21 protein-coding genes and 1 tRNA gene are annotated in these 24292 nt (G+C 55.2%); 7 read left to right on the top strand and 15 right to left on the bottom strand.

The annotated features are described in order from the left end of the window. Positions 1-44: 44 nt before the first annotated feature. A complete protein-coding gene (locus tag TH30_RS03225) occupies positions 45-971 on the bottom strand; it encodes a LysR substrate-binding domain-containing protein (RefSeq protein ID WP_114096615.1) in 927 nt (308 codons plus the stop codon). 166 nt (positions 972-1137) lie between these two features. On the opposite strand from TH30_RS03225, the gene TH30_RS03220 reads away from it, so the two are divergent. Continuing rightward, complete coding sequence (locus tag TH30_RS03220) at positions 1138-1347, top strand: DUF1127 domain-containing protein (RefSeq protein ID WP_114096614.1); 210 nt, start codon at positions 1138-1140, stop codon at positions 1345-1347. 295 nt (positions 1348-1642) lie between these two features. Here TH30_RS03220 and TH30_RS03215 read toward each other — a convergent pair whose 3' ends face one another. The 3 genes from TH30_RS03215 to TH30_RS03205 all read right to left on the bottom strand — a co-directional run bounded on the left by TH30_RS03215 (position 1643) and on the right by TH30_RS03205 (position 4488). Next, positions 1643-2911, bottom strand: a complete 1269-nt coding sequence (locus TH30_RS03215) for a class I SAM-dependent methyltransferase (protein ID WP_114096613.1) — start codon at positions 2909-2911, stop codon at positions 1643-1645. Between the two features lie 77 nt (positions 2912-2988). After that, positions 2989-3981, bottom strand: a complete 993-nt coding sequence (locus TH30_RS03210; protein ID WP_114096888.1) for an NADPH:quinone oxidoreductase family protein — start codon at positions 3979-3981, stop codon at positions 2989-2991. 201 nt (positions 3982-4182) lie between these two features. Then, entirely contained in the window at positions 4183-4488 is a 306-nt protein-coding gene (locus tag TH30_RS03205) for a hypothetical protein (RefSeq protein ID WP_114096612.1), read from the bottom strand. A 348-nt stretch (positions 4489-4836) separates the two neighbouring features. Between TH30_RS03205 and TH30_RS03200 the strand changes: the two genes are divergently transcribed. Beyond that, a tRNA-Ser gene (locus TH30_RS03200) sits at positions 4837-4926 on the top strand. A gap of 69 nt (positions 4927-4995) precedes the next feature. On the opposite strand, the gene TH30_RS03195 is transcribed toward TH30_RS03200, so the two are convergent. Then, positions 4996-5511, bottom strand: coding sequence for a MarR family winged helix-turn-helix transcriptional regulator (locus tag TH30_RS03195; RefSeq protein WP_114096611.1), 516 nt, complete (start codon positions 5509-5511; stop codon positions 4996-4998). Between the two features lie 82 nt (positions 5512-5593). Between TH30_RS03195 and TH30_RS03190 the strand changes: the two genes are divergently transcribed. Both TH30_RS03190 and TH30_RS03185 read left to right on the top strand, forming a co-directional pair. Continuing rightward, positions 5594-6493 carry an EamA family transporter gene (locus TH30_RS03190; protein WP_114096610.1) on the top strand — a complete coding sequence of 300 codons (900 nt, stop codon included), beginning with the start codon at positions 5594-5596 and terminating at the stop codon, positions 6491-6493. A gap of 37 nt (positions 6494-6530) precedes the next feature. Next, entirely contained in the window at positions 6531-7220 is a 690-nt protein-coding gene (locus tag TH30_RS03185) for an NAD(P)-dependent oxidoreductase (RefSeq protein ID WP_114096609.1), read from the top strand. Between the two features lie 76 nt (positions 7221-7296). Here TH30_RS03185 and TH30_RS03180 read toward each other — a convergent pair whose 3' ends face one another. The 7 genes from TH30_RS03180 to TH30_RS03150 all read right to left on the bottom strand — a co-directional run bounded on the left by TH30_RS03180 (position 7297) and on the right by TH30_RS03150 (position 14663). Beyond that, positions 7297-8079 (bottom strand): pyrroline-5-carboxylate reductase, encoded by a 783-nt coding sequence (locus TH30_RS03180; protein WP_114096608.1) that lies wholly within the window; start codon positions 8077-8079, stop codon positions 7297-7299. After that, positions 8076-8699, bottom strand: coding sequence for an RNA 2',3'-cyclic phosphodiesterase (gene thpR / locus TH30_RS03175; RefSeq protein ID WP_114096607.1), 624 nt, complete (start codon positions 8697-8699; stop codon positions 8076-8078). The genes TH30_RS03180 and thpR overlap by 4 nt, the downstream gene beginning before the upstream one ends. A 51-nt stretch (positions 8700-8750) precedes the next feature. Next, positions 8751-9617: a pirin family protein gene (locus tag TH30_RS03170; protein WP_114096606.1), complete on the bottom strand. Its 867-nt coding sequence runs from the start codon at positions 9615-9617 to the stop codon at positions 8751-8753. Between the two features lie 78 nt (positions 9618-9695). Next, positions 9696-10736, bottom strand: coding sequence for an NADP(H)-dependent aldo-keto reductase (locus tag TH30_RS03165; RefSeq protein ID WP_114096605.1), 1041 nt, complete (start codon positions 10734-10736; stop codon positions 9696-9698). A 183-nt stretch (positions 10737-10919) separates the two neighbouring features. Further along, positions 10920-12038 (bottom strand): FIST signal transduction protein, encoded by a 1119-nt coding sequence (locus TH30_RS03160; protein ID WP_114096604.1) that lies wholly within the window; start codon positions 12036-12038, stop codon positions 10920-10922. A 161-nt stretch (positions 12039-12199) separates the two neighbouring features. Then, positions 12200-12904 carry a J domain-containing protein gene (locus TH30_RS03155; protein WP_114096603.1) on the bottom strand — a complete coding sequence of 235 codons (705 nt, stop codon included), beginning with the start codon at positions 12902-12904 and terminating at the stop codon, positions 12200-12202. Between the two features lie 1039 nt (positions 12905-13943). After that, positions 13944-14663, bottom strand: a complete 720-nt coding sequence (locus tag TH30_RS03150) for an arylesterase (RefSeq protein ID WP_114096602.1) — start codon at positions 14661-14663, stop codon at positions 13944-13946. Positions 14664-14842: 179 nt separating this feature from the next. On the opposite strand from TH30_RS03150, the gene TH30_RS03145 reads away from it, so the two are divergent. Further along, positions 14843-15589 (top strand): ABC transporter ATP-binding protein, encoded by a 747-nt coding sequence (locus TH30_RS03145; protein WP_114096601.1) that lies wholly within the window; start codon positions 14843-14845, stop codon positions 15587-15589. Further along, entirely contained in the window at positions 15586-18144 is a 2559-nt protein-coding gene (locus TH30_RS03140; protein ID WP_114096600.1) for an ABC transporter permease, read from the top strand. The genes TH30_RS03145 and TH30_RS03140 overlap by 4 nt, the downstream gene beginning before the upstream one ends. A 109-nt stretch (positions 18145-18253) precedes the next feature. Here TH30_RS03140 and TH30_RS03135 read toward each other — a convergent pair whose 3' ends face one another. Further along, on the bottom strand, positions 18254-19870 hold the full coding sequence (locus TH30_RS03135) for an acyl-CoA synthetase (RefSeq protein WP_114096599.1): 1617 nt from the start codon (positions 19868-19870) through the stop codon (positions 18254-18256). 116 nt (positions 19871-19986) lie between these two features. Then, a complete protein-coding gene (locus TH30_RS03130; RefSeq protein WP_258548586.1) occupies positions 19987-21588 on the bottom strand; it encodes a hypothetical protein in 1602 nt (533 codons plus the stop codon). Positions 21589-21747: 159 nt separating this feature from the next. Between TH30_RS03130 and TH30_RS03125 the strand changes: the two genes are divergently transcribed. Continuing rightward, positions 21748-22467, top strand: a complete 720-nt coding sequence (locus tag TH30_RS03125; RefSeq protein ID WP_114096598.1) for a Bax inhibitor-1/YccA family protein — start codon at positions 21748-21750, stop codon at positions 22465-22467. Positions 22468-22569: 102 nt separating this feature from the next. On the opposite strand, the gene TH30_RS03120 is transcribed toward TH30_RS03125, so the two are convergent. After that, positions 22570-24174 (bottom strand): hypothetical protein, encoded by a 1605-nt coding sequence (locus TH30_RS03120; protein WP_114096597.1) that lies wholly within the window; start codon positions 24172-24174, stop codon positions 22570-22572. Between the last annotated feature and the right edge of the window lie 118 nt (positions 24175-24292).

Below are 24292 nucleotides of genomic sequence, written 5' to 3'. Positions count from 1 at the left end.
TCTACTCCTCATAATGAGGAATAAAATGGTTCAATTTCAAGGCATCATGATGATTGTGATGCCTTTTGCGCCAGTTTTCGCCGTTCGGTTTCAATTTTGATTTCACCCATCAACCAATTGCGAAAGGCCCGGACCTTGCGCCTTTCCAGTCGCCCCTGCGGATAACAGAGTGAATAGGCATAGGGACTGTCGACCGGCAAATCGAACGGCACGGTCAAACGGTTGGTCACAACATATTCCCCGATCATTGCCGGGTCGGAAATGACCACACCGAACCCGCTTGCCGCAGCCTCCATCGCCATATCGAGGGTGGCAAAGACCGGCCCGTGATCCGCATCGACCCCGGCAACCCCGGTCCCGTCCAGCCAGATATGCCAGTCTTCACGCTGTGCCGAACAATGCAAAAGGGTTACTCCGGCAAGGTCTTCGGGGGTTTTGAGTTGTCTGGCCAGATCGGGATGACAGACCGGCAAAAGCCGCTCGCCGGTCAGGAATTCATGGACCAGTTGTTCATCCTGGGTGTCGGCAAAGCGCACGGCAATGTCGACCTCGTTGAAATCCACCGGGGCCTTGTCATCATTATAGGTGCCCAGTTGTACCTGAAGATCGGGATGCTCCATCTGAAAACGCCCCAGCCGTGGCACAATCCAGCGCATCGAAAAAGTCAGCGGGGCAAGAACGGAAAGCTGTGTGTCGTCCGCCCGGTCTTCGACCTTGGCCACCGCATTTTCAATCGCGTCAAAGGCCGGGGTCAACCCGTCAAGAAGGTTCCGCCCGGCGCGTGTAAGTTTCAGGCTTCGATGATGGCGCTCAAAAAGTTTACGCCCCAAAACGTCTTCAAGATGCTGCACCTGTCGACTGATTGCACCTTGGGTCACGTTAAGCTCATGTGACGCTTTGGTGAAACTTTCAAGACGACCGGCAACTTCAAAGGCACGGAGCGCATTTAGCGGCAATGGACGGCGTTTCATGACAACGACTTTGCATGATAAAAACTCATGTAATGATGACAAAAGATGGTTTGAGCGCAAGTATTTTTCGGCGTAACTCTGGGTTCAAGGAAATCAGACACACGCATGACAGATGCAAGGCCGCTGAAATACCGAGAGCAGGCCTCGATTGAAAAGGAACAGAATCATGGTCGCGATCACCAAAGAAGCAGGCGCATTTGTCGCAACCCGTCGTCATCACAATACCGTCAGCCTGATGGATTTGCCGCGCGAATGGTACAAACGCCATGACCTGCGCAAGAAGCTTGGCCTGATGGATGCCCGTATGCTGCGCGATATCGGCTGGAACGTCTATGACGCCCGTCGCGAAGCTGCAAAACCGTTCTGGAAAGCGTAAGTCGCGTAAGTACGGAACAAACCCCGCGCCCCGGCGCATAACAGAGTATGTATCATGTCTGCCCCCGTTTTCCGCTTGCAGGGGTCCCTTTCATTCCCCCTGCAGGTGCTTGATGCTCTTCTGAGCATTCTGAAGGTCCCGAGCCCGAAATAAGGTTTGGAATTCTTCTTCTCCCTGAACGCAATGACCAACACCCCCCGTTGGCAACCGCGTATGAGATTGCCGGTCACTCCCCTGGTGACCGGCAATTCTTTTTTGGAGTCTGTTTTCGGTGCACGCGCGTTCTGCGGCTGACCTATTTCTTGTCCGGGTAGCGCAGATACATCAGGTTCGCCGCATTCAGGACCGAATACATCACGGCAAATTGCGCGTTGAACTCGAACTTTTCCGGTTTTGGATCAAACATCTCGTAAATATCCCGGATGGATCGCTTGCCATCAATGCGCGACAGGATCGCCGGTGATGCGGCAGGCATGGTGCGGGTCACCGAAAGCCCGGTAAAGGTGATCTTGATATTGCCCGATTTGGCAACCGATCGCGCAAGGGCAGCACCATCCACACGGGTAAAGAACGGAATGGCATCTTCGTCCGGGACCGGCGGTTTGACCTTGTTCTTTGCCTTGACCACATAAAAGATGTGCTTGGTGATATTGCCTGCCATCAGTTCGGCAAGGGCTGCGCGTTCACGGAACGGCACATGGACGGCCTTTTCCAGAACATCATGGCGCGAACAATAGGTGGTCGGGTCATAGCGCATCGGCTCGATAAAGCTTTGCAGGCGCAAACCGGCCTGTTCAACAAAATCAAACACCTCGTCAACGCGATAGGCACGATCCTGCTGATGGAGCAACAGGTCATAGAAACCGGCATCACCGCCATGGATATGATCGCCGATAAACGGATTGCGTTTAAGCCAGTTGGTGCCAGGCAATGAATTGAAAAGCGCCTTGCCGAAATGAAGTCGGCGTGCGCCGCCAGCCTCGGCATTGAGGCGCTCCATCATTTCCTGCATGTGATAGACGCCCTGACGGCCAAGCTCGCCATAGACCATAAGCCCCATACCGCCATTGGGTTTGAGCGCATCGGTCAGCGTACGCAACCCCGCATCGGGATCAGGCAGATGATGCAGCACCCCGCAGCAATCAATATAGTCAAACGGACCATATTCCTTGGCCAGATCGACGAAGGAGCCCGTAACAAAGGTAACATTCTTTTCAAGGTTGCGGCGCTTGATGCGGGCTTCGGCAATCTCGCGCGAGCTTTCGGACAGATCGATATAGACGATTTCGGCCTTTGCCTTGCGGTCCCGGGCCTGCTGGGCCAGCATGACAAGCGCATCCCCCGTTCCGCCACCAGCAACCAGAATCTTGATCTTGCCCTTCGATGACGGATCGCGCCCGCCAAAGACGAAATGAACAACCTCGTCCCAGTTGCCGGGCGATCCGGTGACCAGCCTTTTGTCTTCGTCTTCCGGGTTGCGTGCCGGATAGGGATATGTCTCGTACTGGTCACGCGTCTTTTCAGACGATTGCACAGCATCGGCGCTCTTTTTGTCGTCGGGCATTACCGCAAATTCCAGCAGAGAAGTGGTTGGGACGTCACCATCCTATACCAAGGAATTAATTAATAAAATCCGCCAGTTCACTTGGCATCGGGCATCATGATGACAAGTTTGCCGGTCGCGGTGCGATTGCGGATCGCCTCAAGGGCCAGCATGGCCTCTTCAAGCGGGTATCTGGCCGAAATCATTGGTGCGATTTTCCCGCTTCGCAGGAGTTCCAGCAGTTCACTCATACCCTTGCGCGCGGTGTCGGGATTTTGGTCAAGATAGGCCCCGAAATAGAACCCGATGGCCGAGACATTCTTGACCAGAAGGATATTGGCCGGGATTTGTGGCACCGTGCCACTGGCAAAACCGATCAGCAACATCCGCGCCCCCGGCGCAACACAGCGCAGGCTTTGATCAAACACATCGCCGCCAACCGGATCATAGACCACATCCACCCCGGCAGGTTGGCCAAGGCTTGCGGCGATCTCGCGCACCCGATCACGGATATTCTCGACCTTGTAATCAATTACGTGATCAGCGCCATGATCCCGCGCGATCTGGCATTTATCGGCCCCGCCCGCCGTTGCAATCACCCTGGCACCAAGCAATTTGGCGCATTCGACTGCCGTCAGACCAACGCCCCCCGCCGCACCGTGGACAAGAACAATATCGCCCGGCACGATGTTGGCGCGATATTTCAATACAAACCAGCTTGTTCCATAGGCAATCTGAAATGCTGCCGCCGCATCAAAATCAACATCATCAGATAACGGGATCACGGTTGCGGCATCGGCAATCACACATTGGGCGAAACCACCCCAATCGGGCAGCGCCATGACCCGGTCCCCAACCGCAATACCGCGAACATCGGGGCCAATCGCCCGGATGGTTCCGCTGACTTCAAAGCCGGGTGAAAACGGGCCATCGGGGCGCTTTTGATATTTGCCTTGCAGGATCAGGGTATCGGCGAAATTGACACCACAGGCCGCAACATCAATCACCACCTGCCCCGGACCGGGGACCGGATCGGGACAGTCGATCAAATGTGGTTCTTCGCCAAATGCCTTGCAAATCCATGCCTTCATGCCGGTTCCCTGTCTTTTGCCTATTGCGCGCAACAGTTTGACGCGCACCATCCGCACAGACAAGCCGACATTGGGCTAAATCGCTTATTAAGAACCCATTCGGGATAAGCGAGAGTACGCATGCACCCCGAAGGCGGGGCAACGTTAAATCCGTAAATGGAAGGACAGGATTGGACAGATACGTCCGCAAAAATGCCGGGATCAGAAAATCCGCTGGCGTTTACGTTTGCGGGTCAGCAACAAAAGGATGAAGGACGGCACGATCAGAACCACCAGTGCAGGGGCCAGCAGAACCGGAACAAATATATTGTCCCATACCCAGGAAGAAATGTAGCGCTGGACGACGGATTGCAACAGGTTCAGGCTTCCGGCATCGAGGCGATACCAGAGCTCGCCGGCCGCAACCAGACGAAAGCTACCTGTTTGAAGTGCCGTAATGGAATCGTCTACCAGCACCGCAAGGCTGGCAAACAGCAAGACCCATCCCAACACTCTAAAAACCCACATTGTCCTCTCCAGACGCCCGCGCACGGGGTTTATATTAGCATACACTGTCCACAGCCTAGCTTCTCTGCCCCATGGACGTAAAGGGGTGAGACGTCGCGTGCAAAGACAGTGCAAACCAAAATCCTAACGTGAAACCTTACGGCCCAGAGATCAACAAGAAGTAAAGATCACGCCAAAGCCCGGCTTACCAAGGGTTTGCACCGGTCAATCCACCATTACTCGCCCGGTTTTGCCTTTGGAATCAGACGGATTTCACGAAAGTGAAAAAAGAGGCTTATTGGGCCTTGTCAAGCAAGGTCGGGTCGGCTAATGTCCGCCCGCTTTCGCGATATATACAAGATCGCATGTGGAGAGGTGGCCGAGTGGTTTAAGGCGCACGCCTGGAAAGCGTGTTGGGGTGTAAGCCCCTCAGGGGTTCGAATCCCCTCCTCTCTGCCACTGACCAAAATCCCCGAAAATTTCAGACCTGAACACGCGCATGACATCCTGCGAGATAATGTTGTTTGTCTATTGCTCTGACACGTCCTTGTCGGAAACGGCGGCCAGCCATTTCCGCAAAAGCCCGTCAAGCTGGCCCATTTCATCGGAACTCAGACCTTCAAGCAAGCGGTGCTGATTGGCAACGTGGTCGGTGACCGCGGCATCAATCATCTCAAACCCGAGTGGTGTGAGGGCAACAACAAAGCCACGACCGTCTTCCGGGTTGCGCTGACGCGTGATCAGACCAGCCTCTTCCAGCTTGTCGAGCCGATTGGTCATGGTGCCCGATGTCACCATCGTCCATTCGATCAGTTGCGACGGGCTTAGCGCATAGGGCGGACCGGACCGGCGAAGGGTGGCGAGCACATCAAAGCTTGCGCCATTGAGATCGTGTTGCCTGAACACACGATCAAGCTCCATCATCAGGATATTGCGCAACCGCCCCAGACGACCAATGACCCCCATCTGGGTGACGTCAAGGTCGGGGCGTTCGCGGCGCCATTGCGCAAGAATACGGTCAATTTTGTCGGTGCTGCTTTCCATGGCTTGAGGATATGCCGAAAATTTATCTTGACGTCAAGATTTCTGAATATATCTTGACGTCAAGATAAATGGAGATGCCACCATGAATAGAACAACTGACTTATTGCTTACGGCGATTGCCCCGGTGATCTGGGGCAGCAGCTATATCGTTGCGACGGAAATGCTGCCGCATGGCTATCCGTTGACCGTTTCGCTTTTGCGCGCATTGCCCGCCGGATTGATCCTGTTGCTGGTGGTGCGCCAGCTTCCCGGTGCGGGATGGCGGGGCCGGGTTTTCATCCTTGGCGCCCTGAACTTTGCGGTTTTCTGGGCCATGCTGTTTGTTGCGGCCTATCGCCTGCCGGGCGGGGTTGCGGCAACCCTTGGTGCCATTCAGCCACTGCTTGTACTGTTTCTTGCGCGCTATACGCTGGGCAACACCATCACGATGCTGGGCATTCTTGCCGCAGTTTCAGGCCTGATCGGGGTTGCGATGCTGGTCCTTGGTCCGTCGGCAAGCCTTGATCCGATTGGCATTATAGCAGCCCTTCTGGGTGCGCTTTCGATGGCGGCGGGCACAGTCCTGACCCGGAAATGGCAGCCGCCGGTTTCACCCCTGACCTTTACGGCATGGCAATTGACTGCGGGCGGTATCCTTTTGATCCCGGTTGTCCTGATTGTCGAGCCGGGCTTCCCGATGCCGACGCCCACCAATATTGCCGGTCTGGTATGGCTGGGACTGATCGGGGCGGCACTGACCTATTTCCTGTGGTTCCGCGGCATTGCCCGGCTTGGTCCGACCACGGTGACAAGCTTTGGCTTCCTGAGCCCGACCAGTGCGGTTCTTCTGGGCTGGATCATTCTGGGCGAACAGTTATCGCCGCTTCAGATTGCCGGTGTTGTTGTTGTCCTGATCAGTATCTGGCTTGGACAGCGTGCGGCACGACCCAAAACGGATAGCGTCCCGAATACACGCCCCCTTGCTGCCACCCCCAAATCATAACGCACCACCAAAACACCATTCAGAAAAGGAACGCCCCATGACCAACACCGCCCCACATAATCGTAAAATCGTTGTTTTTGGCGCCACCGGCGATGTCGGCCGCGAAGTCGTGACCGAAGCCCTTTTGCGCGGATATCAGGTCACGGCCATTGCGCGTGATGCCGCAAAACTTTCAGCCCTGCCCGAAACGGTTATCCGTCAAAGCATCGATATCCTTGCCGATCCCCAACAGGTGACAAAGGTATTGGCCGAACATGATGTTGCGGTCAGTTCACTGCGCCCCGCCCCCGGTCAGGAAAGGCTGTTGCCGGAAATGACCAAGGTGCTGCTGGATGCGGCGCGTCAAAGCCGGAAGCCGATCTTTGTGACCGGCGGGGCGGCAACCCTGAAACTTGCCGATGGCAGCGGCCATACGGTTCTGACCGCGCCGGACTTCCTGCCCGACAGCGTCCGTCCGATTGCCGAGGCCTGCGAACAGGTTGATGCCCTGTTTGATCAGTATGACGATGTACAATGGACCTGCCTGCGTCCACCCGCCATGCTGATTCCCGGCGAGAAAACCCGTCATTATGTGCGCGGCACCGACACGCTGGTCCCCGATCATGATGGCGTTGCGCGGATATCCTATGCCGATTTTGGTGTGGCGATGGTGGATCTGGTCGATACCAATGACAGCCCGCAACAACGCCTGACAGTTGGCTACCAGAATAAGGCAAAAGCCGCCTGATCAACTTGGCGTGGTCCTTATATAAACATCAATGCAAAACGGGCGGTTCGATGGAACTGCCCGTTTTCAATTCCGGTCAGCCGGATTTCGACGCTGCCTTGATCCGGGCAAAGACTTCATCAAGGGCGGCATGAATCGCAGATGTCCCGTTTTCGCGTACGAAGGCCCTGGCGACCTGTTCGTTCAGACCGCCCGGTGTGGAGTGACCATCGACCAGTTGGGCAAAGCTTTGATCCGGTGATCTGGTGGTATTTTCAGCAAGACCGGCAAACAATGCGGCCAGATAACGTCTGGCATCGGCATCATCCGATCCCTGCCCAACCATCCAGTCGGCCGCACTTTCAAGCACCGTGAAATAGGTCGCCATCAGCGCACTTCCGGCCGCATAGCCGTCAAAGGCATCGATGGTTTTGGCGGCAACCGCCCCGCCAAGCTTTTCAAACAGCTCGATGACGTCGGGTGATCCCGGATAGACCGCCGTCACACAGGCATGATGTTCGACCGACGGCAGGGGAATCGCGCGATCAATTTGCGCATCGGTGCCAAGCCAGATTTTGATATCATCAATCGGGATGGTGGCGATCAGACTGACGAGCTTTTTGTCATCTGGCACATGCAGCTTTTCAAGCACATCGCGCGCAATTTGTGGCAGGACGGCAAGGAAGATCAGATCAGACTGATCAATGATCGCCTGATTATCTTCAAGTACACGGACGATATCAAAGTCGTCGGCAAGCTTGCGCGAGACGGCAGCGCTTCGGTGCGAAACGATAATTTCCGTCACCGTATAGTCCGAGGACAGCAATCCGCGGATCAAGGCATCACTGATGGCACCGGTGCCAATAAATCCGAGCTTCATCTGAAATCCCCTTTATGAAAATCCACGTCAAAGTCACCTGTGGCAAAGTCGTCGATCAGCTCAGGGGTTCGGGGCCGCGCACCTGTTCCGTCATAGGCGGCAATCACCCGGAATTCAGGCCCGTCCGAGGTCGAATGGCTTTCATAAAGGCAGAACCGGTCGATGGTGAAAACCCGCGAACTCAGATCAACGTGATCGGCAACCGCCTGTTCGATGGTGGCGCGCGCCGCATCGCGGTTTCGGCCCAGCGTGATATGCGGGGTGAATTTGCGAGCATCGAGTTCCGGACAATCATCAAGGGCCAGAAGGGCATTTTCAACCCGATGGGCCAGACGGCGCATCACTGGCTGATCTTTCACACCCGCCCAGAAGATGCGGATTTTGCGGCTTGAGGCAAAGACATTGAGCCCGTCGACCTGAAGATCAAACGGTTCAAAGGCCACATCGGAAAGGGCCTGATCAATCTCGGCGGCCAGACCGGGATCCACATTGCCGATGAATTTAAGGGTGATATGCATGTTTTCCGGGGTCTGGGCATCCAGCCCCTTGATCCCGCGCGCAAGCGGATAAAGCTCGGCTGCGATATCGCCGGGAATTTCCACGCCGACAAACAAACGCATGATGGGGTATCCAATTCTATTCTGGTGGCACGGCGAGAACGGAAACCGATGCTAGCCGGTGGAACGGCCGGGCAGCGGAAGAATATCATCCTCGCCATCGATCTGCGGGAAATTGCCCGACGCCCAGTCGGCCTTGGCCTTTTCGATCCGTTCCCTGGTGCTGGCAACAAAGTTCCACCACAGGAAGCGATGCCCAAGCGGCAATCCGCCCAGCAACATCACCCGGCAATCATTTTGGGCAACGATATCGGGGATTTCTTCGGGGGCGATATAGACAAAGCTTTCCGGACCATAGGTCTCGCCATCAATGGCGAGACTGCCCGAAACGACATAGACCGCCCCTTCCTGATTTTCGCCGGGAAGCAGCAATTGCGCGCCTTCATCCATGTGAACATCAAGATAGTAAAGCTTGGACTTGACCGGCACCGGTGCGGTTTTTCCAAAGGCCTCACCGGCGATCAGGCGCATGTGAAGTCCGGCATCCTCGATGATCGGAAGGTCTTTTTTTGCGACATGATAGAAGGCCGGATCAGACTCTTCCTCTTCCTCGGGCACAGCGACCCAAAGCTGCAATCCGTCAAGTTCATGGACGGAATTGCGGACGGCTGGCGTTTCACGTTCGGAATGGGTGATACCACTGCCGGCATTCATCCAATTGAGGTCACCCGGGGTGATTTCAAGATTGCTGCCCAGACTGTCGCGATGAAGGACCGCTCCCTTGAACAGATAGGTCACAGTTGCAAGACAGATATGAGGATGCGGGGGAACGTCGATGCCCTGACCGGGCTGAAATTCGGCCGGGCCCATATGATCGAAAAACACAAACGGGCCAACTGACCTTACATCACGATGAGGCAGAACGCGGCGCACGGAAAACGCACCAAGATCGGCTTCCTTGCCAGTGATAAGCTTAACCATGCGCCGCCTCCTTATATATGGATTGGGAACAGCCCGAAACGGGCTGCCCCGATTAGTGTTCTGTTCGGATCGTGCTGATCACGGGCACGGATAGGGCCATTTCTGATGGATGGCTTCGATTTCGCTCAGAACATCTTCTGACAGCGTAATCTTTGCCGACCCGATATTGGTCTTGAGATGTTCCATGCTGGTCGCGCCAATGATATTTGCGGTCAGGAACGGGCGCGAATTGACATAGGCCAGCGCCATCTGGCAAGGATCAAGACCGTTATCCTTGGCAAGTTTCACATAGGCCTCGGTCGATTTGATGCCGTTTTCTGTCTGGTAACGCGTGAAATATTCGGGCCATTTGGCTACGCGGGTCCCTGCGGGACGGGCTCCGCCCAGATACTTACCCGAAAGCGCCCCGCCACCGAGCGGTGAATAGGCCAGAAGACCGGCATTTTCGCGGATCGAGCATTCGGCCATACCGACTTCATAATGACGGGTCAGAAGGCTATAGGGGTTCTGAACCGAAACCACACGTGGCCAGCCATTTTTTTCGGCCAGCTCAAGGAACTTCATCAGACCCCACGGGTTTTCGTTCGAAAGCCCGATATGACGCACCTTGCCCGCCTTGACCAGCCCGTCGAGGGCTTCGAGGGTTTCCTCGATCGGGGTGAATTCCTCATCGGCGTCATGGACATAGCCAAGCTTGCCAAAGAAGTTGGAATTACGATCCGGCCAATGGAGCTGATAAAGATCGACATAATCGGTTTTCAGGCGCGACAGCGATCCGTCAATCGCCTCATTGATCTGTGCACGGGTCAGACGCGGCCCGTTTCGGACATAGGAAAAACGATCCGCCGGACCAACGATCTTGGTGGCAATCACCAGATCATCCCGACGCCCGCGTTTTTCGAGCCAGTTGCCAATGATGGTCTCAGTACGGGTAAAGGTCTCCTCCATTGCCGGAACCGGATACATTTCGGCGGTATCAATGAAATTGACTTCGTTTGACGTGGCGTAATCAAGCTGTTCGAAGGCTTCGTCCTGCGTATTCTGCTGGCCCCAGGTCATCGTACCCAGGCAAATAACACTGACATCAATGTCAGTACGTCCCAATCGACGGAATTCCATAGATCAATCCCCTTTTGCATCCCGACGCCAAACGGCTGCACATCTTGTGTCTGACGGGATGCGACTTTTCACAATGGTATGAATATATCCCGTCAAAGACGTGATGAAACCGCCTGACGCAAAAAATCTTTATTGCGTATGGATTTAACGCGCAGTTTACAAGGATGTGAGGCCAACACGCGCCTAGACAAACAGGGTCAGAACCCCGGTATAGCCATAAAAGCGGTCATTGCAGATTTCGCCATTGCCATAAAATCCGGTCAATGGCAGGTCACCCAGTTCATCGCGGATGATCATCATCTCGCGGCTTTCGGTGCCAAACAGGTGCGGCCCACGGGCGACACAGCTGCAATAAAGGGCACCGCGCGGTTTGCCCGGCAGGCGCTTTTGCAGTTCCGAAAGCATCCGTCGCAGATCCTGTTCGGCCGCCGCCCCGTCGCGACGGACAAAGCGGATGGCGTCACCTGCCTGCACATCGCCACTAATCGCGATCATATTGTTATGGGGATCAATCCCCATCAGATTGCGGACGACAAAATCACCGGTATCGGATCCCGGCACCATCAGGGCTGCGTGATAGCGCCCCGAGACAATAGAATGTTCACTGCCATCGGCATCAAGTTCTTCTTTAAGCACATCAAGGGCGGGACGATCATCAAGGGTGGCAACAATCCCTTCGCGTCCCTCGGTGACGCGATGCACCGGGCCAACCGGGGTGCAGGCCTGACTGATGCCGACCTGAACTGTCGTTTTGCCATCAAACAGAACACCTGAAAGGCCGCCATCAACAACCCGGCCTGCAATCTGTGGCGCGCCGCGTTCACCCGACGCAATCCCGCCGACCAGATAGGTCGAGCCCATCCTTGCCAGTTCCGAGAGTGTGGCAAGGCTTGCAGGCGCAGACGGATCTCCATGCACCAGACCAAAGATCGGCTGCAGGCGATCAATCGCCCTTTGCAATTCCGGTGCATCCAGGTCGCTATCCGTTTTAAGCGGCTCAAAAATATGAAACTCGTCATTGGCAAAGGGCGCAATCATCACCGATGCAGCCGGAACCCCGAAATAGGCCCGCCCCGATCCACACACTCCGACACCGGCGGTACCGACCCAGTGTTCAATAGAAAGCCGCGACCGAAGAAAGGTCAGAATACTGCCGATATCGTCGGAAAGGGCTTCGGAGACATACAAAAAAGCCAGGGCCTGAGACGGCAATGGCTCTTTTTCCAAGAGTTCGGCCAGCTCGGAGGCGACAGAGGCCCAGTTTTCCCCGCTGGCATGTGCAGCCCGAAATTCCGCCGTCATGCATTCTCCCGCTTTTGACTGATCAGATGATCCGGGTCTTGCGCCCGCTTTCTCCGGTTACGGCATATGCCGTGTGATATGGCTTTTCTATATCTAAGCATTGGCCCAACTCTTCGACAAGGGCCATGCTTGGAGAAGACCCGAACCATCGGCATCAATGATCAGGAAATGTGTTTGCGCAGCAAGTCCATAGCCGCATTAAGCTGTGTCATCCGCTGATGGGAACCATAATTACTGTCGGGATGGTGGATGGCGGCAAGAACACGGTATTTGGCCCGAACGGCGCGCATATCAGGCCGGGCATTTGGTGCAAACCCCATGACATGCAGCGCTTCGTTAAAGGTCGTCACCCCGCGATCAAGCGGATCAAAGGCAAGGTTATCGACGATCTGACGCAGTCGTTCGAGTTCCTCGCGCGATTGCAAAAGTTCGACGGGGGGTTCTGCCTGACGTTTCTTAAGGGCGCGCGCTTCTTCAAGGGCCGCGCGTTCCGCAGCCAGAACATCGGATTTCTCGACGCGCATATTCACATCACCCGCATCGAAATCAATGGCCATTTTCAAAGCCTTGCGCACCGTGACCACGGCAAATCCCGGTGGCAGGCGCAATTGCAGACGCGGCTTGCGACGCCAGGGGCGGCCTTCGGCCGGGCCGGATTTCAGGACAATGGTTTCGCGGTCGCCCTTTGGCGGGTCGCCCGGATCTTCGTAATCATCAATCGCCTTTTGCGGCACGATCAGCATGACCGAACGGGCCAGATCGGCGGCATTGACCCCGCGGCGCTCGGCCAGTTGCAAGACAGCATCACGAAAAATCGACGAACAGGGGATGGTGTAGGATTGTTTGACGCCAGATGATGCGGTCACGCCGGATGCCTCTGATAAATTATTGATTTAATTCAATAAAGCGTAGATCCTTTGCAGGATACCCGCCCGGTTTTTCATCGTTTTGCCCATGAAAAACATCCTGTATCGCAAAGTGTATCTGTCGGTTCTGCTTGCTGCAACTGCATTTGCAGTCAAATTCGAATCGCTTCCGATTCATCCACAGGAGAAATTGCGACTCGAAACAGGGCCCCGGAGTCGGAAAAAATGATTCAAGTCCCTGATATTGCGCCATTCTCGCCGAATCACCAGAGAATCCAACGGCCGACTCGGTAAAAACTTATTCAACAAACTTATCCACAGGAGATGGTGCATAACAGATCACAGCACTTGGTTAAATTGTTGAATCAAATGGGTAATTCATATGAATCACCGGTTTGGCATGCCGTCCGGAATGGAACCTTCTGGTTCCGGTCATCCGAAATCCGGGACCCGAAAATACAATGCCCGATCAGAAAACAACATACGCAGTTATGAGGCGACCAATTCGAAACATAACCGAAAGTAAATGGTATGTTAATTTTACAGTAATCGGGGTGTTTTTGGCCGTAAAACGGCCTGTTCGGCGGATTTTTCAGTGAATCAGCATCCTGGAAAATTCTCCGTAACCAATTGTTATTATTTATATTTATGGCCATAGACCTACAATATATCGCGCACCTCCCATCAGCCCGCATATTCATTTCGGGTTGTTGATGGTTTTTGCCTACATATGCAGTTTTTAATCACCCCGCACGGCCAAAATTGCGTGTGACGAAGGTGAGTGCGCACATAAAATCCGGCGCAAAGCCGCACAAACCCTTGGAATACCGCAAATCCCGATCACGGCTGGTTTGACGACCTTGGAACGATCCGAATTTCAGAGCATGGACTAAACGTTAAGCAGACGACTGCCGCACAAGACGGAAATCCAGCCTTTGCAAATCAGCACACAAGTCAATCAGGCCATATTCATTGGCAGCAGACATGAAAAAGCCCCGTCACATCAAGGGTGACAGGGCGTTCCGGGTATCTGGGTTCCTTAGGATGCACCATCAAGCAGATTGATAATGTCTGGCAGGATACGTTCGACAATCACGCCCACCCCATCGGCATTGGGATGCATCCCGTCATCCTGATTAAGCGCAGGGTCGGCTGCTACGCCATCAAGGAAAAATGGATATAAATCAATATCATATTGCCCGGCAAGATCCGGATAGATGCTATTGAACTCATCACCATAGGCCGTCCCCATATTGGGTGGCGCCATCATGCCCGCCAGCAGGATATCAATATCCTGGGCGCGCAGCTTTTCGATAATACGGGCCAGATTGTCGCGCGTTTGGGATGGCTCCACGCCGCGCAAGGCATCATTGGCGCCAAGTTCAAGCAGCACCGCATCGGGCTTATCGACCAGCGCCCAGTCAAGGCGGGCCAACCCCGCCGCCGAGGTATCTCCGGAAACCGAACTGTTGATCACCCGGACATCCTGCCCGGTATCCTTCAAGGCATCCTTCAGGGCTGCTTCGAGTCTGGGTGCAAAGCCCTCTTCATGGGAAAGCCCATAACCCGCCATAAGGCTATCCCCAAATAAAACAATGGTTTGCGGCTGATTGTCCGCTGCAGATACAGATGAGGATGCAGCAAAGGTGGCAGCAGCAGCAAGGAAGGCCGCCATCAGAGCGGCGCTTAAGCGACGTGCGACGGCCTTGATCGCAGTGAACTCGATTACAGTGTGATCTTGCCCGAAAGCCAAATTCATAACAAATCTCACCCCATATGCTGTCATCATAGCGGCACCTTGCCGCACCGGTTACCAACCGGTTACCCTGTGACAGCGCATTCAGATCATTAGAAATCTGAACCAGAAACGTCCTGATCCGTAAGCTTATGTAACCTGCTTTGATGATCTTGCAACGGACAAGCCCGATAGGACCCGAAATGACTGTGACCGAAACCACCGCGATCCCGGAACAAAATGATGTTTCTTCGGGCAGCAACCCTCAACAGACAATTGATGTGCGTAACCTGAAGCTTCGGCTGCAGGGGCCCGCAGGGATTGTCGAGATTCTGAAGGGCGTTGACCTGTCGCTGAATGCCGGAGAACGTGTCAGTCTGGTCGGGCCATCCGGATCGGGCAAGACATCGCTTTTGATGGTTATTGCGGGATTGGAACAAGCGCAGGAAGGTGTGGTCAATGTGTGCGGCAACGATTTACGCGCGCTTGATGAAGACGGGCTTGCCCTTTATCGCCGCCACCATGTCGGCATCGTGTTTCAGGACTTCCACCTGATCCCGACAATGAGCGCACTTGAAAACGTTGCACTTCCGATGGAATTCGCCGGACGCAAGGATGCCTTTGAAAAGGCCCGTGCCGAGCTTGAACTCGTCGGGCTTGGTCATCGCACCGATCATTATCCCGGCCAATTGTCGGGCGGCGAGCAACAGCGTGTTGCCCTTGCCCGTGCCCTTGCCACCGATCCGGAACTTTTGCTGGCCGATGAACCGACCGGCAACCTTGATGGTGCGACCGGTGAAACGATTATCGAATTGCTGTTTGATCTGACCAAACGCCGCGGATCGACATTGCTTTTAATCACCCATGATCCGAGCCTTGCCGAGCGCTGCGACCGGACGGTGATGCTGCGTGATGGCGAAATCGTTTCGCAACTGGAATCGCGGGCATGAGCAACAATCAGTCTTTATCTCCAAGCGATGACCGCCTTTGGTCGATTGCCTGGCGGGTTTGTCGTCGGGAATTGCGGGGAGGTCTTTCGGGCTTTCGCATTTTCCTTGCCTGTCTGGCACTGGGTGTCGGGGCGATTGCGGCGGTTGGAAACGTTTCGGAATCCGTTCTTTCGGCGCTGGAGCGCGACGGGCGCAAGCTTTTGGGCGGCGATGTTGAACTGCGCCTGACCCATATGGAAGCAACAGGCGAACAGCTTGACTGGCTTCGGGAAAATAGCGAACGCATTGGTGAACTTGCCACCATGCGCACCACGGCCTATGGCCCAGATCAGCGTCGACTGGTTGAGCTCAAGGCCGTTGATGATGCCTACCCGCTGTTTGGCGAGATGGAACTTGCTGACGGGATTGCCTTTAAAGGTGTCCTCGACAAACAGGACGGACTTTGGGGTGCCGTGACCGAGGCCGGTTTGCTTGAACGGCTGAAAATCCAGATCGGCGACACCGTCAAGCTTGGCGATATCGATGTTCAGATCCGTGGCGTCATTGCCAAGGAACCTGACAAGGCCGTCGGATTTTTCAATTTCGGCCCGCGTCTGATGGTGTCCAAAGCTGCCCTGATGGAGACCGGTCTGGTCCAGCCCGGAAGCCTGATCCGCTATTATTACGCTTTGGATTTGAACGATAATGACACGCCAACCGCCTTTCGTGAACGGATTGAAGACCGCTTTGAAGATGCCGGATGGCGTATCCGTGATACTGCCAATGCCAATCCGGGATTGCGTCGTTTCATTGAACGTCTGACCCTGTTTCTGACGCTGGTGGGCCTGTCGGCCCTTCTGGTCGGCGGCATTGGTGTCGCCAATGCGGTGCGCAGCCATATCGAAAGCAAAACATCCGTGATCGCCACCCTGAAATCAATCGGGGCATCACACGGACTGGTGTTGCGGATCTACTTCCTGCAAATCCTTGTTCTGGCCCTGATCGGGATCGGCATCGGGCTTTTGATCGGGGCAATCACCCCGGCAATTGTCGCCCCGCTTCTGGCCGGGCGTCTGCCGATTGACGTGACCCTTGGCCCGGCTTTGCCGTCGCTGATCATCGCAACCAGCTTTGGCGTACTGACCACCTTGGTCTTTGCCCTGCCATCGCTGTTACGCGCCCGCGAAATCCCGGCGGCCCGACTGTTCCGCGCCAGTGCCGGACTGTTTAACGGAAGCCCGGTGCGCAAGCGTGACCTGCCCTATATCGGCATACCACTGGTGCTGTTGCTTGTCCTGACGGTGCTTACCGCGACAGACAAGGTGATTGCCCTTGGCTTTATTGCCGGGTCAGCTGCCGCCGTGGTGATTTTCACCTATGCCGGGCGCAGCATTGTATCTCTTTCGAAACGGTTTATTGCCGGGCGCGATGCGTTTTCGCGGCTGGCACTAGCCAACCTGCATCGGCCGGGGGCCAGCACGGTTCCGGTTGCCCTTTCACTTGGACTGGGGTTGACCTTGCTGGTGACCATTTCCGGGATCGAAGGCAACCTTGATAACGAGATCAATGAGAACCTGCCTGAATCTGCGCCGGCCTTTTTCTTCCTTGATATCCGGCCCGACCAGATTGATCAGTTCCGCTCCGAGCTGCTCGAGCAGAAAAATGTTTCGGATATCGAACAAACGCCGATGCTGCGCGGACGTGTTACCGCGATTGACGGGGTGGATGCCAATGATGTCGGACCGGGCGATGATCGCTGGTTCCTGCGCGGGGACCGTGGCCTGACCTTTGCCGCGACCCCGCCCCCCGAAACCAAGCTGGTGCGCGGGGAATGGTGGCCGTCTGATTATGATGATGCCAGCAAGCCGCTGGTGTCGATCAGTGCCGATATTGGCAATGCATTTGCCCTTGAGCCCGGTGATACCATCACGGTCAATATTCTGGGCCGCGACATCACCGCCGAAATCGCCAACTGGCGCGAGGTTGAATGGCAAAGCCTGCGCATGAATTTTGCGATGGTGTTTTCACCGGGCCTGATCGACAAGGCACCCTATAGCCTGATTGCGACGGCTCATATGCCGCGCGAAATGGAAGAACCGGTTGATCGCCTGATCGGGCTGGACTTCCCGAATGTGTCGGCCATCCGCGTGCGTGAGGCGCTTGAAGCCGCCAACGCCATTCTGGCCGGGATCGGAACCGCGCTTAATGCAACGAGCATGATTGCAATTGTCGCCGGTGTTCTGGTGCTGGCAGGAGCCGTTGCCGCCGGGCGTCGCAAACGCATCTATGATGCTGTGGTGCTTAAGACCCTTGGCGCAACCCGGGCCAACATTCTTTATGCCTATGCGCTGGAATACGGGATTTTGGGCCTTGCGACCGGGGTAATTGCCGCCCTTGTCGGATCGGTTGCGGCATGGTCGGTACTGGTTCTGGTGATGGGGGCCAACTGGGTTCTGTTGCCAATGACCATCTTTGGGCCGATCGGCATCGGGTTGTTTGCCACCCTTGCGGCTGGCTTTGTCGGCACCTGGCAGGCCCTGCGCGTTCCGGCAGCCCCGCTTTTGCGTAACGAATAATCCGGACAGATCCGCACACATACGAAAACAGGGCCGATCTGATGTGATCGGCCCTGTTTTCATTTTAAAATCATTTTGATACCAAACCAAAATCCGGCTCAGTCCTGCATCATGCCAGATCGCGCAACGCGCGCCGGACGACCTTGCCGGTTGTTGTCATTGGCAATTGATCAAGGAAGGCAATCTCGCGCGGATATTCATGGGCCGCCAGACGGGTTTTGACGAAATCCTTGATGTCGCTTTCAAGCTCGGCCGTCTGGGCATAGCCATCGGCAAGCACCACAAAGGCCTTTACGATCTGGCCGCGCTGGTCATCAGGCTTGCCAATCACACCTGCCATGCGGATTGCAGGATGGGCGATCAGACAGTCTTCGATCTCGCCCGGTCCGATGCGATAGCCCGCCGAGCTGATGACATCGTCATCGCGCCCGACAAAGCGAATATAGCCATCGGCATCGACACAGCCCATGTCACCTGTCAGAAGCCATTCACCGACAAATTTGTCGCGGGTGGCTTCGGGATTGCGCCAATATTCAAGAAACATCACCGGATCAGGCGCGCGTACTGCAATGCGGCCCATTTCACCGGGTGCCAGAACATTTCCACCCAGATCAATCACTGCCACATTGTGGCCTGGCACCGGACGCCCCATGACACCGGGTTTGGGCGCCATGATCGACTGACAGGAACTGACAACCATATTGCATTCGGTCTGACCATAGAATTCATTGATCGTGACATCGAAAACCCGACGCCCCCAATCAAGAAGTTCAGAACCCAATGTTTCACCACCGCTTGCAATAGAGCGAAGATTACAATTGAATTTTTGCGCCAGTTCGTCACCCGCGGCCCGCATCATCTTTAACGCGGTCGGCGGCAGGAACGTATTGCGCACGCCGTATTGCGCAATCAGTTCTAAGGCAGCTTCGGGCGTGAACTTTTCAAACCGGTGGGCAACGACCGGAACGCCGTGATGCCAGGCTGGCAGCAACACATCAAGCAACCCGCCAATCCATGCCCAGTCGGCGGGCGTCCACATCACATCGCCGTCCTGGGGGAAGAAATCGTGCGACATTTCAACACCGGGCAGATGCCCCAGCAATACACGGTGGGCGTGAAGTGCACCTTTGGGCTGACCGGTAGTGCCCGATGTATAGATAATCAGGGCCGGTTCATCAGCACGGGTTTTGACAACATCGAACGCGTCACTGGCCTCTGCCGAAAGTGCCTTGAAGTCAAAGCAGCCATCAGGCGCACCATCAATGACATAGACATATTCAAGTGCGGGCAGCAGATCGCGGATTTCAGCGATCTTTGCAGCCCCTTCCTTGTCCGTCACAAGAGCCTTGGCCGCACAGTTGCCCAGACGATATTCCAGCGCATCCACCCCGAACAGGGTAAAGAGCGGCACGGCAATCCCGCCCATTTTATAGGTTGCAATATGGGCAATCGCCGTTTCGGGACTTTGTGGCAACAAGATGCCCACCCGGTCCCCGCGTCGTATGCCATGACGACGCATGACATTGGCAAAGCGATTTGAAAGACGTTTGAACTGGGCGAAGGTGTAATCGCGACGCGATCCATCGCGCCTGCGGTGCATCAATGCCAGGCGATCCGGGTCATCGGCCCATTTATCGCAAACATCGACGCCAATATTAAAGTGAGACGGCACATCCCAGACAAAATCCGAGCATACCGTCGCGTAGTCATTACGACTGGCCAGCATGTTTCCTCCCTGAATTTACCGCTGTTCTTTGTTTTTGGCTGCGGCAAATGTTGGGCAACATGATAGTGCTTTTTCCATCCAGATTGCACCGATTTTGTTTGCATCTGGCGATCTGGTCAGGATGGCGGATCCAGAAGGAAGGTAAAGTTCGACACCTGTCCGCTATCGGTCCGCGCACGGGTGTGACAGCCCAGACAGGTGGCATCCGCCTGATCCTGCATAAAGCTTTCAAGCGTACTGTTGGTCAGATAGCGCGGCACTTCGCCAACCCCGAATGTTGCTCCGCCCGGATTACCGATCCATTGCGTGCCCAGCAGCATGTAATTTTGCCAGACCGTGCCTTCGAGTTTACGTTGCCAGATAAAGTTGGCCTCGGCCGTTCCTGAAAACAGTCGCCAGCACCGTACAATGTCGGGGCCTTTTACCGGTTCCCCGGATGCCATGCGCGCAAAGGGTTGCTGATCAGCCCATTTCACATTTCCGCGGGTCGGCTGATTGGCAGCCATGCCTTTTTGCGTCTGGTGACCGTAAAACGCGTAGGCCTGATCGTCTTCCTGGATATCCGGGGCAAGGCACCCGTCCGCAAAGGGATTATCGGTAATAATACTGTTGGGACGACGGGCATTTGCCGCCAGGGGTACATTATTGACATGCTCGAAACTCGACCAGATCCAGCGATCACCATTGCCACTGGCCACGCGCTGTACCAGATGCAAACCGACAAGCGCGACCGTCACATCCAGACATTGGGGTTTCCCGTCAAGCGTCTGATCCATCCCCAATGAAATGCGGGCCGGACGGGTGTAATAACCCTGCCCGGACGGGGATACGGCATTTGCCCCGTCAGGCAGCACCCGCCAGGCAAATTTCAGCAGTTGTGCGCCCATATCGCCCGGTGCGGACGGGGGAATGACGCTATCCTTGGCATCTGCGGGCTGGCCGACTTTTGCCGGTTCGACCCGCGCAAGGGTTGTTGATGCAGGGTCAAACAGCTTGCCTTTGGGAAATTCGATAGCATTGCCCGACTTGGCAAAGGCGGCACGACCAGTTTTCTGATCAAGGTCGTTGTCCTGGATATAACGGGCAGCAACCGGATTTATGCGGGTTTCAAACAGCACGAAATTTCCAGCCTGATCGACCAATGCATCACCGGTCGTTTGCAGATAGCTTGCCAGCAACAGGGTTCCTTCGGGCAGATCATCTGCACAAGTCGGGTTCGGATAGGGAACCTCGGAAAACAGGTCGCGCCTTGTGGGGAAGCTTTCCCACAAGGCGGGCTGATCGGGCTTATCAAGCGGCGTCATCAGCGCGGTAAAGCCCTGCCATGAAAACCGGTCAAACGGTCGCTGGGCGTGATAAGCCAGAAAGCGATATACGAAGCTTGCATCAAATTCCGGCACATCGACCGGGGCAACATCGCAAGGCGCGTCAATGGTACCGCTGGCACAAAATTCCGCACCGTCGTAGTTTTCAGCAAAAACAGGGATATCGCCGCGCGCAGAACTTGCGGTGAATTTGGAATTCTGGGCCTGGGCAGGCAACAATATCGCTGTCTGGCCGAATGCCAGCCCCAGCAACAATGATATGTATTTTACCGCCTTGGTGGTCTTTGACATGCCAGATCGGACCTTTTCCATGTCGGGGGTGCATATCAATGTCCCCATTGCCGGACCATCATAGACCCGTTTGCCTGCCTTGTCCTGATTATGGATTTTCACGATCTTGTCAAATGCAGGGTGAACAAGATCACATGTGGATAGCTGTGACGATTGCACTTTCCGCCAAACCGTTGCTTTTCACGGAAATCCTGCCATATTTTGACCATCGCAGAATTGTAGAAATGATTCTGCCCACAATTGGATCAAAGAGGGATTTCAATGGCTTTTGAAACGCGTCAACGCGGCTATGACGTCTCGGTTGGCCGGTCGGCGGCCGAGATCGATGAAGGTCTCCGCGCCTATATGCTGCGTGTCTATAACTACATGGCATCCGCACTTGCCTTGACCGGTATCGTGGCAATGGCTGTGTCGACCAGCCCGGCCCTGATGCAGGCAATTTTCGGCACCGGACTTATGTGGATTGTCATGCTGGCCCCGATCGGGCTGGTGTTCTTCCTGAGCGCACGTATTCATAAAATGAGCTTCGGCGCAGCACAGGCGACTTTCTGGGTCTATGCCGGACTGATGGGCTTGTCCCTTGCTTCGATCTTCCTGGTCTATACCGGTGAGTCGATTGCTCGTACCTTCTTCATCACAGCAGGTACCTTCGGTGCGATGAGCCTTTATGGCTACACCACCAAGAAAGACCTGTCGGGCTGGGGTAGCTTCCTGTTCATGGGCCTGATCGGCATTATCATTGCCAGCGTGGTCAATATCTTCCTTGGCAGCAGCATGTTGCAGTTCGTCATTTCGGCTGCTGGTGTTCTGATCTTCACCGGTCTGACCGCCTATGACACCCAGCGCATCAAGGAAGCGTATCACGAGCATGATGACGCAACCACCGCAGGCAAAAAAGCTCTGTTCGGTGCCCTGCAGCTCTATCTCGACTTCGTGAACCTGTTCATTATGCTTCTGCACTTCTTCGGTAATCGCGAATAGAAGTGCCACGGCATTCGCAGTCAAACCCCCCGCAGACAGCAGCTGCGGGGGTTTCTTTTTGTCTGATCCGAGCTGACCATGACGGGGCGCATCGCAATATGATCAGGAGGCGATTTCTTTTTCCGGTCCCTCGCCGCCGGTCGCATCCATGATCGCCTTGCGATGACCAAGCTGGGAAATGATGTTTTCGGTACGGGTAAAGCCACCCGATGCCGCCCGTGCAGCGCCCTTGGCCCCGGCATCCATGAATGCCTCATAGGATTGCGAGAAGCCCATTCTTGCGCTTGAAAGCATCTGGACGTCCTTATGCACGGTTCCGTTGGTCAGATAGACCGTCGACAGTGCAAACATCGTCCGTCCCCAGATATAGGGATTGTCACGTCGCGCACAGATTTTTAGGGCCGCCTGGAATACCGGCACGACCTGGGTATCGGGGATGGTGACATCATTAATGATGGCGGCCGATACAATGGCCTCGGCCAGACCATAGGCCGTAATTGCATAAAGTGGCGCGTGGGCCCGGTTATTGACCATGGTCAGCGCCCGGCGATATTGCGCTGCCCCGCTTTCAATCATTTTGGCGTCTTCGCTATCCTTGCCGCTTGCCACCATGGCCTCGGCAAGTTTGCAGATCGCAAGCGCCCGGTCGACCGGAGACCCCAAAGACAGTTCAAAGCGCCGTTCAAGCATCTTCCAGATACCGATCGCAAGGGCGGGCGAGCGGGCTTTGAGATTGGCAATCAGCGACCAGTTCACCAATCCGGCATACATCGCCAGAAGGGCTGTGGATTTTGCATCGACTCTGGCAAAGTCACTGATCTGGGCAACAAGATCCTCGGTGCGCAATTCCCTGACAACCGCCACTCCCTTTTGTTGCGGAAGTGCCTCGCCCAAAAGTCCCGAGGAACTCCGTGCTTTGGCCTGTGGCACATCACCTGGACTGTCACCGGCATCGCTCAAAATCTTGCGGATGTGGGGTTCAAGCACGCGAAGCGCGCTGGCGCAGTAACTTCGATCCCCGGTTTCCGTCAGAACAAAAGCCCCGAAGGCATAAGCTGTTGCGACACCTTGCCCCCCGGCTTCGAAATATTCGCCACGATTGATGCGTTCCTGAAAATCCTCGAGGTAGCTGGTCAGGCGCGCAATCTGCAACAGACGCTGTTCCCCGCCCCGCGATTTAAAAAGCAGTTGTGCGGCAAGAAGGATGCGAAGCGCATCACTAACATCACGATGATCAACCTGCCGGAAACTGTGGGTCAGTGGCAGCATCAGATCATAAAGCGATGAGGTCAGCGCATCACTGACCAGATGCAGGTCAAAACCGCCAAACGCGTTTTGCTGCCCCCAGAAAATGGCATCTGCATCAACCCTGCGACCCATATTCAGGACATTGAGCTGGGCTTCGCGCATGGCCTGAAAGCCGTCAACGGTATCCGGATTGGGGGAGAAGAACTGATCAAGCATGACCGAATTGCTTTCAGGCACATCGACCAGACTGCGCGCAACCATTTCGGCAAAAGGATCAGAGGGCTGAAAACCCCCTTCGGTACTGGCGTCCGGGCGGCCAAATCGGGCAATCGCATACAGACATAAAGGCTCGGCACCCGGCGCGTTTTCATACGCAGAATCGGTGACGTCCCCTGAAGTTTCATTACCGGTGATCAGCGACTTGATCACCAGGCCAACCATTGACCAGAAACCAGCCATTATTGCCCTTTTTCGCACCGCATAAAGTTGATCGACAACTTTAATAGATACCTGAGTTTCTTAATTGACCATTGTCATCGCTGTGACGCGAATGGTCAATGCCGCAGCCTGGTTTTTC

The organism is Thalassospira profundimaris, assembly GCF_003326795.1.
GTDB classification, from domain to species: Bacteria; Pseudomonadota; Alphaproteobacteria; order Rhodospirillales; family Thalassospiraceae; genus Thalassospira; species Thalassospira profundimaris_C.
This window is presented reverse-complemented; position numbering and strand designations above follow the sequence as displayed.